Annotated in this window: 13 protein-coding genes; 11 read left to right on the plus strand and 2 right to left on the minus strand. The window is 67.7% G+C overall.

The window, feature by feature from the left end; all coding sequences use genetic code 11:
- Positions 1-185: 185 nt before the first annotated feature.
- Positions 186-890, plus strand: a complete 705-nt coding sequence (gene tsaA / locus H610_RS0109300) for a tRNA (N6-threonylcarbamoyladenosine(37)-N6)-methyltransferase TrmO (RefSeq protein WP_028239397.1) — start codon at positions 186-188, stop codon at positions 888-890.
- A gap of 3 nt (positions 891-893) precedes the next feature.
- Here the strand turns inward: tsaA and H610_RS0109305 are convergent, their stop codons facing one another.
- A complete protein-coding gene (locus tag H610_RS0109305; RefSeq protein WP_028239398.1) occupies positions 894-1,580 on the minus strand; it encodes an alpha/beta family hydrolase in 687 nt (228 codons plus the stop codon).
- 54 nt (positions 1,581-1,634) lie between these two features.
- On the opposite strand from H610_RS0109305, the gene ccoN reads away from it, so the two are divergent.
- The 9 genes from ccoN (at position 1,635) to H610_RS23680 (ending at position 10,263) form a co-directional block, all read left to right on the plus strand.
- A complete protein-coding gene (gene ccoN / locus H610_RS0109310) occupies positions 1,635-3,059 on the plus strand; it encodes a cytochrome-c oxidase, cbb3-type subunit I (protein WP_028239399.1) in 1,425 nt (474 codons plus the stop codon).
- A 12-nt stretch (positions 3,060-3,071) separates the two neighbouring features.
- Positions 3,072-3,683 (plus strand): cytochrome-c oxidase, cbb3-type subunit II, encoded by a 612-nt coding sequence (ccoO, locus tag H610_RS0109315; RefSeq protein ID WP_028239400.1) that lies wholly within the window; start codon positions 3,072-3,074, stop codon positions 3,681-3,683.
- Positions 3,684-3,689: 6 nt separating this feature from the next.
- Positions 3,690-3,884 carry a CcoQ/FixQ family Cbb3-type cytochrome c oxidase assembly chaperone gene (locus tag H610_RS0109320; protein ID WP_028239401.1) on the plus strand — a complete coding sequence of 65 codons (195 nt, stop codon included), beginning with the start codon at positions 3,690-3,692 and terminating at the stop codon, positions 3,882-3,884.
- The gene (ccoP, locus tag H610_RS0109325; RefSeq protein ID WP_028239402.1) at positions 3,881-4,843 is read left to right on the plus strand and encodes a cytochrome-c oxidase, cbb3-type subunit III; all 963 of its coding nucleotides are present in this window, start codon (positions 3,881-3,883) and stop codon (positions 4,841-4,843) included. The genes H610_RS0109320 and ccoP overlap by 4 nt, the downstream gene beginning before the upstream one ends.
- Positions 4,844-4,972: 129 nt before the next feature.
- Complete coding sequence (ccoG, locus tag H610_RS0109330; RefSeq protein ID WP_028239403.1) at positions 4,973-6,382, plus strand: cytochrome c oxidase accessory protein CcoG; 1,410 nt, start codon at positions 4,973-4,975, stop codon at positions 6,380-6,382.
- A gap of 12 nt (positions 6,383-6,394) precedes the next feature.
- Positions 6,395-6,895 (plus strand): FixH family protein, encoded by a 501-nt coding sequence (locus H610_RS0109335; protein WP_028239404.1) that lies wholly within the window; start codon positions 6,395-6,397, stop codon positions 6,893-6,895.
- 13 nt (positions 6,896-6,908) lie between these two features.
- Complete coding sequence (locus tag H610_RS0109340; RefSeq protein WP_028239405.1) at positions 6,909-9,311, plus strand: heavy metal translocating P-type ATPase; 2,403 nt, start codon at positions 6,909-6,911, stop codon at positions 9,309-9,311.
- A gap of 11 nt (positions 9,312-9,322) precedes the next feature.
- Positions 9,323-9,532 (plus strand): cbb3-type cytochrome oxidase assembly protein CcoS, encoded by a 210-nt coding sequence (gene ccoS / locus H610_RS0109345; RefSeq protein WP_028239406.1) that lies wholly within the window; start codon positions 9,323-9,325, stop codon positions 9,530-9,532.
- Positions 9,529-10,263: a sulfite exporter TauE/SafE family protein gene (locus H610_RS23680; protein WP_043238157.1), complete on the plus strand. Its 735-nt coding sequence runs from the start codon at positions 9,529-9,531 to the stop codon at positions 10,261-10,263. The genes ccoS and H610_RS23680 overlap by 4 nt, the downstream gene beginning before the upstream one ends.
- Positions 10,264-10,270: 7 nt before the next feature.
- On the opposite strand, the gene nadE is transcribed toward H610_RS23680, so the two are convergent.
- Positions 10,271-11,101, minus strand: coding sequence for an ammonia-dependent NAD(+) synthetase (nadE, locus tag H610_RS0109355; protein ID WP_028239407.1), 831 nt, complete (start codon positions 11,099-11,101; stop codon positions 10,271-10,273).
- A 209-nt stretch (positions 11,102-11,310) separates the two neighbouring features.
- On the opposite strand from nadE, the gene hemN reads away from it, so the two are divergent.
- Positions 11,311-12,693, plus strand: coding sequence for an oxygen-independent coproporphyrinogen III oxidase (gene hemN / locus H610_RS0109360; RefSeq protein WP_028239408.1), 1,383 nt, complete (start codon positions 11,311-11,313; stop codon positions 12,691-12,693).
- Positions 12,694-12,772 lie beyond the last annotated feature (79 nt).

Consider the following 12,772-nt stretch of genomic DNA (forward strand, 5'->3'; position numbering starts at 1 on the left):
TGCATGACGGCGGGTCGCAGGCAGAGCCTGCTCCTACAGGGGACGGCCGCCGCGGTGCCTTTCCCTTCTCCCGCCGGGAGAAGGTGGCCCGCAGGGCCGGATGAGGGCGCGAAGCCCCGTCCCATGACATACCCGCCCCCAACGACCGGTTAAGATGGCGCACCCCTGCATCCGGGCGCCGCGCCATGTCCTATTCTGTTTCCCCCATCGGCATCCTCCGTTCCTGCTTCCGGGAGAAGTTCGCCATCCCGCGCCAGCCGCACCTGGCGCCGGCGGCGCGCGGCGAGCTGGTACTGCTGCCACCGTTCGACCAGCCCCAGGCGCTCGAGGGGCTGGAGCAGGTGAGTCACGTCTGGCTGCTGTTCCTCTTCCACCAGGCGCTGGAAGCCGAGCCACGCCTGCGCGTGCGGCCGCCGCGGCTCGGCGGCAATCGCTACGTCGGCGTGTTCGCCACCCGCGCGACCCACAGGCCCAACGGCATCGGCCAGTCGGTGGTGAAGCTGGAAGGTGTCGAGCCCGGCCGCCTGCTGCTCTCGGGCATCGACCTGCTGGACGGCACGCCGGTGCTGGACATCAAGCCCTACGTGCCCTATGCCGATTCACTGCCCGATGCGCGCAATGCGCTGGCTCCCGAGCCGCCGCCGGCCATCGGGGTGCAGTGGGCCGACGGCTGCCTGCAGCAGGCCCGCGAGCAGGCGCTGCGCCTCGGCCAGCCGCTGGTCGAGCTGATCGAGCAATGCCTGGCGCAAGATCCCCGCCCCGCCTACCAGCAGCCCGCCCCGGACCGCCGCTACGGTACCCGATTCTGGGACGTCGAGGTACGCTGGCACTACCCCTCCCCACACTGCATCCGGGTGGTCGAGATCGCCCGCGAGGCAGGTCATTCGTAGCGATCAGACGCGACTGCGCAGGAACTGCGCGACCGCGTCGGCGCAGGCATCCAGGTGCTCGGCATGGGTGTGGCCGGAGCGCTTGAGCGGCTTGAGGTCGTGGTCGGCCGCCACCAGCCAGTGGACGTCGATCGCCGCCGATAGCCGGTATCCGGCCACCGTCTGCCGATCGCCCAGCGCATCGCGCTCGCCCTGCACGATGAGCGTCGGCGTGCGCAGGGTTTCCAGGTGCGCCACGCGCGGCTTGTCCGGCTTGCCGGCGGCATGGAACGGGTAACCCAGGCAGACCAGCGCCAGCGGCTGCAGCTCGTCGGCCAGCAGGCTGGCCATCCGTCCGCCCATCGACTTGCCGCCGATGGCGAGCGGCCCTGCGGCCTGTGGCCGCACCTGCTCCAGCCGCTCCCGCCACTGGCGCAGCAGGTCCGCCTGCGGATTCGGCGGCCGCTTGCGTCCATCCACACGCCGCGCGGCCATGTAGGCGAATTCGAAGCGGAACACCTCTACCTCGCGCGCCGCCAGCCGTTCGGCCATGCCCTGCATGAACGGACTGTCCATCGGCGCTCCCGCCCCGTGGGCGAGGACCAGGCTGGCGACCGGCCTGCCGGCCACGCGATTCCAGATCCCGCCGTCCATCTCCCCGCCCTGCGCGCATTGACCCGCGTCAATACCGCCCACCTGCGCTTTCTCCATGCTTGCCCCGCTTTTCTGAAAGCAATCTGTCACTACCGTGGATGGAAGCCATCGATGAACACAGCAACCAGCACCGCCTATAACTACAAGGTGGTCCGCCAATTCGCCATCATGACGGTGGTATGGGGAATCGTCGGGATGGGGCTCGGCGTCTTCATTGCCGCACAACTGGCCTGGCCGGACCTCAACTTCGATCTGCCGTGGACCAGCTTCGGCCGCCTGCGCCCGCTGCACACCAACGCGGTGATCTTCGCCTTCGGCGGTTGCGCACTGTTCGCCACCTCCTACTACGCCGTCCAGCGTACCTGCCAGACCCGCCTGTTCGGCGGCCCGCTGGTGGCCTTCACCTTCTGGGGCTGGCAACTGGTCATCGTGCTCGCCGCGATCACCCTGCCGCTGGGCCTGACCACCTCCAAGGAATACGCCGAGCTGGAATGGCCGATCGACATCCTGATCACCGTGGTCTGGGTCGCCTACGCCATCGTCTTCTTCGGCACCGTGGCGCAGCGCAAGGTCAGTCACATTTACGTCGGCAACTGGTTCTTCGGCGGTTTCATCCTCACCGTCGCCCTGCTGCACGTGGTGAACAACCTGGAAATCCCGGTCAGCGCATTCAAGTCCTACTCGCTGTATGCCGGCGCCACCGACGCCATGGTGCAGTGGTGGTACGGCCACAACGCCGTGGGCTTCTTCCTCACCGCCGGCTTCCTCGGGATGATGTATTACTTCGTGCCCAAGCAGGCCGAGCGCCCGGTGTATTCCTATCGCCTGTCGATCGTGCACTTCTGGGCGCTGATCGCCGTGTACATCTGGGCCGGCCCGCACCACCTGCACTACACCGCCCTGCCTGACTGGGCCCAGTCGCTCGGCATGGTGATGTCGATCATCCTGCTGGCGCCGAGCTGGGGCGGCATGATCAACGGCATGATGACCCTCTCCGGCGCCTGGCACAAACTGCGCACCGACCCGATCCTGCGCTTCCTGGTGGTCTCCCTGGCCTTCTACGGCATGTCCACCTTCGAAGGCCCGATGATGGCCATCAAGACCGTCAACGCCCTGTCCCACTACACCGACTGGACCATCGGCCACGTCCACGCCGGCGCCCTCGGCTGGGTCGCCATGATCTCCATCGGCTCGCTCTACCACCTGATCCCGAAGGTCTTCGGCCGCGAGCAGATGCACAGCATCGGCCTGATCAACACCCACTTCTGGCTGGCCACCGTCGGCACGGTGCTCTACATCGCCTCGATGTGGGTCAACGGCATCACCCAGGGCCTGATGTGGCGCGCGGTGAACGAGGACGGCACCCTCACCTACTCGTTCGTCGAAGCGCTGGAAGCCAGCCATCCGGGCTTCATCGTTCGCTGGCTTGGCGGCGTGTTCTTCCTCACCGGTATGCTGCTCATGGCGTACAACACCTGGCGCACCGTTCGTGCGGCCAAGCCGGCGGAATATGAAGCCGCGGCGCAGATGGCCTAAGGAGTTCACGAAGTGAAGCAACACGAAAAAGTCGAGAAGAACGTCGGCCTGCTGGCCCTGTTCATGGTCCTGGCCGTCAGCATCGGCGGCCTGGTGCAGATCGTCCCCCTGTTCTTCCAGGACGTCACCAACACCCCGGTCGAGGGCATGAAGCCCTACACCGCGCTGCAGCTCGAAGGTCGCGACATCTACATCCGCGAGGGCTGCGTCGGCTGCCATTCGCAGATGGTCCGTCCGTTCCGCGCCGAGACCGAGCGTTACGGCCACTATTCCGTCGCCGGCGAGAGCGTCTGGGACCACCCCTTCCTCTGGGGCTCCAAGCGCACCGGCCCGGACCTGGCCCGCGTCGGCGGCCGCTACTCCGACGACTGGCACCGCGCGCACCTGTACAACCCGCGCAACGTCGTGCCCGAGTCGAAGATGCCCGCCTACCCCTGGCTGGTGGAGAACCGCCTGAACGGCCGCGACACCGCCAAGAAGATGGAAGCCATGCGCACCCTCGGCGTGCCCTACACCGACGAGGACATCGCCGGCGCCCGCGAAGCCGTCGCCGGCAAGACCGAGATGGACGCCGTCGTCGCCTATCTCCAGGGCCTCGGTCTGGCCATCAAGAACAAACGGTAACTGACAATGGATATCGGAACGCTTCGCGGTTTGGGCACCCTGCTGGTTTTCGTTGCCTTCGTCGGCCTGGTGATCTGGGTCTACAACGGCAAGCGCAAGAAAAGCTTCGACGAAGCGGCGAACCTGCCGTTTGCCGACGAGCCGGACGAACAGGCCCCGAAGAAGCCGGACGAAGACGTTTCCCGGAGTAAGAGCGAATGACCTCGTTTTGGAATTGGTACATCACCATCCTGACCCTCGGCCTGATCGCCGCGCTGGTCTGGCTGATCTTCGCGACCCGCAAGGGCCAGCGCCGCGAAACCACGGATGAGACCCTCGGCCACGCCTTCGACGGCATCGAGGAATACGACAACCCGCTGCCGAAGTGGTGGTTCCTGCTGTTCGTCGCCACCATCGTCTTTGCCCTCGGCTACTGGGTGCTCTACCCCGGCCTGGGCAACTGGAAGGGCATCCTCCCGGGCTACCAGTACCTGGACAACGAGGCGCAGACCGCCTTCGCCACCGGCGAGCAGGGCTGGACCGGCGTGCACCAGTGGGAAAAGGAAATGGCCCAGGCCGAAGCCAAGTACGGCCCGCTGTTCAAGAAGTACGCCGCCATGCCGATCGAGCAGGTCGCCCAGGACGAGCAGGCGCTGAAGATGGGCGGCCGGCTGTTCGCCTCCAACTGCGCCGTCTGCCATGGCTCCGACGCCAAGGGTGCCTACGGCTTCCCCAACCTGACCGACAACGACTGGCTGTGGGGCGGCGAAGCCGAGACCATCAAGACCACCATCATGGGCGGCCGCCAGGCCACCATGCCGGCCTGGCGTGATGTCATCGGCGAGGAAGGCATCCGCCACGTCGCCGGCTACGTGCGCAGCCTGTCGGGCCTGAAGAATCCGGAAGACATGGAAATCGACGTGGCCAAGGGCAAGGAAATCTTCGCCGCCAACTGCGCCGTGTGCCACGGCCCGGACGCCAAGGGCACCCAGGCCATGGGCGCGCCCAACCTGACCGACCGGACCTGGCTGTACGGTTCGAGCTTCGCCCAGGTCCAGCAAACCCTGCGTTATGGCCGCAATGGCCGTATGCCCGCCCACGAAGAGACCCTCGGCAACGACAAGGTCCACCTGCTGGCCGCCTACGTATACAGCCTCTCGCAACAGTCCCGAGGCGAGTGAGCCCCTGGGGGGTTGCGCGACGTACTGTCGCACATGCCACCCCTGGTGCAGGCGTACCATACGCAGTAGGAAATCGACCCCGGCCGGCCATGCATCGGCCGGGGCGCCAACCTCGATTCGGTATGCCTGATGAGTCAAAAAATCCCCGTACACGACGTCACTCCCCCAAAAAAGGTGGAAAGCGTCGACCTCTATGCAACCCGTGAACGCATCTACACGCGCGCCTTCACCGGGCTGTACCGCAACCTGCGCCGCGTCGGCGGTGCCGCCCTCTTCCTGCTGTTCTTCGGTACCGTGTGGCTGAACTGGGATGGCCGTCAGGCCGTCTGGTGGAACCTGCCCGAGCGCAAGTTCTACATCTTCGGTGCCACCTACTTCCCGCAGGACTTCATCCTGCTGTCGGCGATGCTGATCATTGCCGCCTTCGGCCTGTTCTTCATCACCGTGTTCGCCGGACGCGTCTGGTGCGGCTACACCTGCCCGCAAAGCGTGTTCACCTGGGTCTTCATGTGGGCCGAGAAGGTCACCGAAGGCGACCGCAACCAGCGCATGAAGCTGGACAAGCAGCCGATGAGCGGCAACAAGTTCGTGCGCAAGGCCGCCAAGCACGCGATCTGGCTGCTGGTGTCCTTCGCCGTGGCGATCACCTTCGTCGGCTACTTCACGCCGATCCGCGAGCTGGTGACCGACTTCTTCACACTGGAGGTCGGCGGCTGGGCATTGTTCTGGGTGGGCTTCTTCACCCTCGCCACCTACGGCAACGCCGGCTACCTGCGCGAGCAAGTGTGCATCTACATGTGCCCCTATGCGCGCTTCCAGAGCGTGATGTTCGACAAGGACACCCTGATCGTCTCCTACGATCCGCGGCGCGGCGAACGCCGGGGCCCGCGCAAGAAGGACGCCGACTACAAGGCGCTGGGGCTGGGCGACTGCATCGACTGCACCATGTGCGTCCAGGTCTGCCCGACCGGCATCGACATCCGCGACGGTCTGCAGATCGAATGCATCGGCTGCGCCGCCTGCATCGACGCCTGCGACACCATCATGGACAAGATGGGCTATCCGCGCGGGCTGATCAGCTACACCACCGAACACAACCTGTCGGGGCAGAAGACGCACATCCTGCGGCCGCGCCTGATCGGCTACGCGCTGGCGCTGGCCGCGATGATCGGCGTGTTCGGCTACGCCGTGGCCACCCGTCCGCTGGTGAAGCTGGACGTGTCGAAGGACCGCGTGCTCTACCGCGAGAACGCCGAGGGCTATATCGAGAACGTCTACTCGCTGAAGGTGATGAACAAGGCCCAGCACCCGCAGACCTTCGTGATCAGCGCCTCCGGCCTCGACGGCCTGGAGTACAACGGTCGCCAGGAAATCACCGCCGCCGCCGGCGAGCTGGTGACGGTGACCGCCGAACTCGCCGCGCCGCCGGAAAAGCTGCCGTCGAGCACCAACAAGATCGTCTTCCATGTGCAGTCGGCCGACGATCCCTCAATCGAAGACGACGCCGACAGCCGCTTCATCGGCCCAAGCGTTCGCTGACACGAGATCCCGATGCATTCGAAAACCGAAAGCAGCCGCTGGTACAGGCAGTTCTGGGCCTGGTTCGTCATCGCCATCCTCGCCAGCGCCGTGGTGCTCGGCACCTCGCTGCTGGTGATCGCGACGAACAACTCCGACAGCCTGGTGGCCGACAACTACTACGACGCCGGCAAGGGCATCAACCAGTCGCTGGAACGCGAGCAGCTGGCCGAACGGCTCGGCATGGGCGCCGCCGTCTCGCTGGACGAGGAGACCGGCGTGGCCGAGCTCCAGCTGAGCGGCATCAGCCAGCCGCGCCAGCTGGTCCTCAACCTGCTCTCGCCGACGCAGCCCGAGCGCGACCGCCGGGTCGTCCTGGTGCCCCAGGGCAACGGCGTCTACCAGGGCCAGATGCAGGACGCCGTGCGCGGCCGACGCTTCGTCGAGCTGCTCGGTGACGAGGGCGGCCAGCAATGGCGCCTGTTCGAGGAAGAAACCATCGAGCCGGGACGCGCCTTCGAGCTGAACCACTGAGCCCGAACGACGCATGGCCGCACCGCTCCCCTGCTATCACTGCGGCTTGCCGGTTCCCGCCGGCAGCCACTTCCAGGCCCGGGTACTCGGCGAGACCCGGGCCTTGTGCTGCCCGGGCTGCCAGGCGGTGGCCGAAGCCATCGTCGCCGGCGGCCTGGAAAGCTACTACCAGCACCGCAGCGACACCTCGGTCAACCCGGGCGCCCTGCCCCGCGCGCTGACCGAGGAGCTCGAACTCTACGACCGCCCCGACGTGCAGCAACCCTTCGTCGCCCACGAGGGCGAACTGGCCCGCACCGCGCTGCATATCGAAGGCATCAGCTGCGCCGCCTGCGGCTGGCTGATCGAGCGGCACCTCAAGGCGCTGCCGGCGGTCGAGGACGCCTCGCTGAACCTCTCCAACCACCGTCTGCAGGTGCGCTGGGACGACGCCCGCCTGCCGCTCAGCGAACTGCTCGCGCAGATCCGCCGCATCGGCTATGCCGCCCACCCCTACCAGCCCGACGAGGCGGCCGCGCGCATGGCCCGCGAGAATCGCCGGGCCGTGCGCCAGCTGGGCGTCGCCGGGTTGCTGTGGATGCAGGTGATGATGGCGAGCATGGCCACCTGGCCTGAATTCAACCTCGACCTGTCGCCCGGCATGGATCGCATCCTGCGCTGGGTCAGTCTGTTCCTCACCACCCCCATCGTCTTCTACTGCTGCACCGACTTCTTCAAGGGCGCGCTGCGCGACCTGCGCACGCGCCACCTGACCATGGACGTGTCGGTCAGCCTGGCCATCGGCGGCGCCTACGTGGCCGGCATCTGGTCCACCGTGACCGCCCGCGGCGAGCTCTATTTCGATGCGGTGGGCATGTTCGCCCTGTTCCTGCTCGCCGGCCGCTACCTGGAAAGGCGCGCCCGCGAACGCACCGCCGCGGCGACCGCGCAGTTGGTCAACCTGCTGCCGGCCTCCTGCCTGCGGCTCGACGCCAGCGGCGACAGCGAGCGCGTGCTGCTCGCCGAACTGAAACCCGGCGACCGCGTGCTGGTGCCGCCGGGCGCGCTGATTCCCGCCGACGGGCGCATCCTCGAAGGTCTGTCCAGCGTCGACGAGTCGGTGCTGACCGGCGAGTACCTGCCGCTGCCCAAGGGGCCGGGCGACACGGTCACCGGCGGCACGCTGAACGTCGAGGGGCCGCTCACGCTGGCGGTCGAGGCCCTCGGCGACGAGAGCCGGTTGTCGGCCATCGTCCGCCTGCTCGAGCGCGCCCAGGCGGACAAGCCGCGGCTGGCCGAGCTCGCCGACCGCGTGGCGCAGTGGTTCCTCGTCGTGGTGCTGGTCGCGGCGGTGGTGGTCGGCCTGGTGTGGTGGCAGCTGGATGCCGGTCGCGCCTTCTGGATCGTGCTCGCCCTGCTGGTGGCGACCTGCCCCTGCGCCCTTTCCCTGGCTACCCCGACGGCCCTGACCACCGCCACCGGCAGCCTGCACCGCCTCGGTCTGCTGGTCACCCGCGGGCACGTGCTGGAAGGCCTGAACCACATCGACACGGTGGTGTTCGACAAGACCGGCACCCTGACCGAGGGCCGGCTGACCCTGCGCGAGATCCGCCCGCTGGGCGGCGAGCTGTCCGCCGATGCCTGCCTGGCGCTGGCCGCCGCACTGGAGAACCGCTCCGAGCACCCCATCGCCCGCGCCTTCGGTCGCGCGCCGGAAGCCGCCGAGCACGTCGAGAACGTGCCCGGTTTCGGCCTCGAGGGACGCGTCTCGCAGCGGCAGTTGCGCATCGGCCAACCGGCCTTCGTGGCTTCGCTGGCCGACCGCGAGTCACCGCCGACGCCGAACGAGCCGGGCCAGTGGCTGCTGCTCGGCGACCGCGAAGGCCCGCTGGCCTGGTTCGTCCTCGACGACCAGGTGCGCGAGGACGCGCCGGCACTGCTCGAGGTCTGCCGACGCCAGGGCTGGTCGACCGTGCTGCTGTCCGGCGACAGCTCGCCGATGGTCGCCGAGGTCGGGCGCCAGCTGGGCATCGGCCGCGTCGCCGGCGGCCTCACGCCGGCGGACAAGCTGGCCGAGCTGGCGCGCCTGCAACAGGCCGGCAAACGCGTGCTAATGGTCGGCGACGGCGTCAACGACGTTCCCGTTCTGGCCGCCGCCGACATCAGCGTGGCCATGGGCTCAGCGACCGACCTGGCCAAGACCAGCGCCGATGCGGTACTGCTCTCCAACCGCCTGGAAAGCCTGGCGCAGGCCTTCGTCATGGCCCGGCGCAGCCGGCGGATCATCGTCGAGAACCTGGTCTGGGCCAGCCTGTACAATGGCCTGGTGCTCCCCTTCGCCGCGGTTGGCTGGGTCACCCCGATGTGGGCGGCACTCGGCATGTCGGCCAGCTCGCTGCTGGTCGTGCTCAACGCCCTGCGTCTGGCACGCACCTGAGAGGAGGTACCATGGCTGCGCTCTACGTGATGATTCCGATCGCCGTGATCATCGTCGCGCTGGCGATCTGGCTGTTCTTCTGGGCAGTCGACAGCGGCCAGTACGACGATCTCGAAGGTCCCGCGCACAGCATCCTGTTCGACGACGAAGACCCCAGGCACCAGGCCGGCATCGACGAAGCCGAACGGTCCACGGACGGCGACGACGAGCGCAAGACGTGACCGAACTGTTTCCCCAGCTGGTGTCGGCGATGATCCTCGGCCTGCTCGGCGGCGGGCACTGCCTCGGCATGTGCGGTGGGCTGATGGGCGCCCTGACCCTGGCGATTCCGCCGCAACAGCGCAGCCGGCGTCTGCGCCTGCTGCTGGCCTACAACCTCGGCCGGGTGCTGAGCTACGCCAGCGCCGGCCTGCTGATCGGCCTGGCCGGCTGGGCCGTGGCCAGCAGCCCGGCGGCGATGGCGCTGCGCGTGGTCGCTGCCGGGCTGCTGATCGTCATGGGCCTGTACCTGGCCGGCTGGTGGAGCGGGCTGACCCGCATCGAGGCGCTCGGACGCGGACTCTGGCGGCACATCCAGCCGTTCGCCAGCCGCCTGATGCCGGTCTCCAGCCTGCCCCGTGCGCTACTGCTCGGCGCGCTCTGGGGCTGGCTACCCTGCGGTCTGGTCTACAGCACCCTGCTGTGGTCGGCGAGCCAGGGCGACGCACTGAACAGCGCGCTGCTGATGCTGGCGTTCGGCATCGGCACCTGGCCAGTGCTGCTGGCCACCGGGATGGCCGCCGAACGAATCACCGCACTGCTGCGGCGCAAGGGCGTGCGCATGGCCGGCGGCGTGTTGGTGATCCTGTTCGGCCTGTGGACGCTGCCCGGCCCCCACCAGCACTGGCTGATGGGGCATGGCGGGGCGGCACCGGCCGAAACCCCGGGCGAACCCGCCCACCACCATCACTGACTGCCGCTCAGAACGGCTCCTTCGGCAGCTCGCGCTTGTGCTGGGTCTTGTCGTAGGTCTGGACGATGGTGCGCGCGTCTTCCTCGGACACTTCCTCGCCGTGCAGGAAGGCATCGATCGCGCGGTAGGTCACGCCGTGCGCATGCTCGTCCGGCTTGCCGGGCGTGAGTTCCTCCAGATCCGCGGTCGGCACCTTCTGCACCAGGCGCTCCGGCGCGCCGAGCACCGCCGCCAGCTGGCGCACCTGATGCTTGACCAGGCCGGTCAGGGGCGTCAGGTCGCAGGCGCCGTCGCCGAACTTGGTGAAGAACCCCATCACCGCCTCGGCCGCGTGGTCGGTGCCGATCACCAGCCCCTGGCGGGCATTGGCGATGGTGTACTGGGCGACCATGCGCATGCGCGCCTTGGTGTTGCCGAGCACGAAGTCGCGCAGCTCCGGGGTCAGCCCGTCGAGTGCCTCGACGGCACGCGCCAGGCCCTGCACGGCCGCGCCGATGTTCACCGTGTGGCACTCGTCCGGCTTGATGGTATCGACGGCCAGCTGCGCCTCTTCTTCGTCGTGCTGCACCTGGTACGGCAGGCGAACGGCGATGAAGCGGTAGTCGTCGCCCTCGCCGGCGGCGCGCAGCCCCTCTACCGCACGCTGGGCGAGCATGCCGGCGGTGGTCGAGTCGACGCCCCCGCTGATGCCCAGCACCAGCGTCTTCATGCCCGACTGGCGCAGGCAGTCCTGAATGAAGGCGACACGGCGGTCAATCTCGGCCTGGATCGCCTCCGGGCCCTCGAATGGCGGGCAAACCTTGAGCGCGGCAGCGATTTCGGGCTGGCGACTGTGCATGACGTTTTCCTCCTTGGGCCCAGGGGGCCGAACAGTGATTGGCAGCCGAGTGCCATCCTTTCCGACAACCGGAAGACGGCAAATTCAGCGGTCCGGTCGGCCAATCGTCGCTTGGCCGGCAGCGTCAGGGCAAGCTTGATACAGGTCAAGTTCCCGCCAGGCCGCCCTCCCTAGAATCGCCGACATCGCAGTCTACCGGGGAAGCCCACATGCTCGACGCCGTCCGCTGGGACACCGACCTGATCCGCCGTTACGATCACGCCGGCCCGCGCTACACCTCGTATCCGACTGCGGTGCAGTTCAACGCCGGCATCGGCCCGGGCGACCTGGTCGCCGCGCTGCAGAACAGCCGCCGGGCCGAGCGACCGCTGTCGCTGTACATCCACGTGCCCTTCTGCGCGAACATCTGCTACTACTGCGGCTGCAACAAGGTCATCACCAAGGACCGCGGGCGCGCCCTGCCCTACATCGAGCGGCTGGAGAAGGAGATCGCCCTGATCGCCAGCCACCTCGGTCCGGACCAGGTGGTCGAGCAGCTGCACTTCGGCGGCGGCACGCCGACCTTCCTCAGCCACGACGAGATGCGCCGGGTGATGAACCACTTGCGCCAGCATTTCACCCTGCTCGACGACGATTCCGGCGACTACGGCATCGAGATCGACCCGCGCGAGGCCGACTGGTCGACCATGGGCCTGCTGCGCGAGCTCGGCTTCAACCGGGTCAGCCTGGGCGTGCAGGACCTCGACCCGCAGGTGCAGCGCGCGGTCAATCGCATGCAGACCCTCGAGGAGACGGTGGCCATCATCGAAGCGGCGCGCACCCTGCAGTTCCGCTCGGTGAACATCGACCTCATCTACGGGCTGCCCCTGCAGACGCCGGAGCGCTTCGCCAGGACCGTCGAAACCATCATCGGCCTGCAACCCGACCGGCTGTCGGTGTTCAACTACGCGCACCTGCCGGAGCGCTTCAAGCCGCAGCGGCGGATCAACGCCGACGACCTGCCCAGCCCCGGGGACAAGCTGGCCATGCTGCAGCACAGCATCGAGCAGCTGACCGGCGCGGGATACCGCTACATCGGCATGGACCATTTCGCCCTGCCCGACGATGAGCTGGCCAGCGCCCAGGAAGAGGGCCGCCTGCAGCGCAACTTCCAGGGCTACACCACCCACGGCCACTGTGACCTGATCGGCCTGGGGGTCTCCTCCATCAGCCAGATCGGCGACCTCTACTGCCAGAACACGCCCGACCTCGGCAAGTACCAGGAAACCCTCGACCAGGGCGCGCTGGCCACGGTGCGCGGTCTGCGCTGCAGCCAGGACGACCGCATCCGCCGCGCGGTGATCCAGAAGCTGATCTGCGATTTCGAACTCGATTTCCGCTGCATAGAGACCGACTTCGGAATCCGCTTCCGCGATTACTTCGCCGAGGCCTGGCCGATGCTCGAGCGGATGGCCAGCGACCAGTTGATCGTGCTCGACGAGGAGCACATCGTCATCCAGCCGGCCGGACGCCTGCTGGTGCGTTCGGTGTGCATGCTGTTCGACCACTACCTCGACGGACAAACCATGCAACGCTTTTCCCGGGTGATCTGACGCTGGACGGCGTGACGCCATCCGACTCCGCGGCCAGCACCGTTGGCGTGGACGGTCGGGTGCGTTACCCTTGCCGCCG

The organism is Stutzerimonas azotifigens DSM 17556 (assembly GCF_000425625.1).
GTDB lineage: Bacteria > Pseudomonadota > Gammaproteobacteria > Pseudomonadales > Pseudomonadaceae > Stutzerimonas > Stutzerimonas azotifigens.

Bases quoted from the DNA above. Each gene is read 5' to 3' on its own strand.
- tsaA (WP_028239397.1), top strand. From the start codon at position 186: ATGTCCTATTCTGTTTCCCCCATCGGCATCCTCCGTTCCTGCTTCCGG.
- H610_RS0109305 (WP_028239398.1), bottom strand. From the start codon at position 1,580: ATGGAGAAAGCGCAGGTGGGCGGTATTGACGCGGGTCAATGCGCGCAG.
- ccoN (WP_028239399.1), top strand. From the start codon at position 1,635: ATGAACACAGCAACCAGCACCGCCTATAACTACAAGGTGGTCCGCCAA.
- H610_RS0109320 (WP_028239401.1), top strand. From the start codon at position 3,690: ATGGATATCGGAACGCTTCGCGGTTTGGGCACCCTGCTGGTTTTCGTT.
- ccoP (WP_028239402.1), top strand. From the start codon at position 3,881: ATGACCTCGTTTTGGAATTGGTACATCACCATCCTGACCCTCGGCCTG.
- ccoG (WP_028239403.1), top strand. From the start codon at position 4,973: ATGAGTCAAAAAATCCCCGTACACGACGTCACTCCCCCAAAAAAGGTG.
- H610_RS0109335 (WP_028239404.1), top strand. From the start codon at position 6,395: ATGCATTCGAAAACCGAAAGCAGCCGCTGGTACAGGCAGTTCTGGGCC.
- H610_RS0109340 (WP_028239405.1), top strand. From the start codon at position 6,909: ATGGCCGCACCGCTCCCCTGCTATCACTGCGGCTTGCCGGTTCCCGCC.
- ccoS (WP_028239406.1), top strand. From the start codon at position 9,323: ATGGCTGCGCTCTACGTGATGATTCCGATCGCCGTGATCATCGTCGCG.
- nadE (WP_028239407.1), bottom strand. From the start codon at position 11,101: ATGCACAGTCGCCAGCCCGAAATCGCTGCCGCGCTCAAGGTTTGCCCG.
- hemN (WP_028239408.1), top strand. From the start codon at position 11,311: ATGCTCGACGCCGTCCGCTGGGACACCGACCTGATCCGCCGTTACGAT.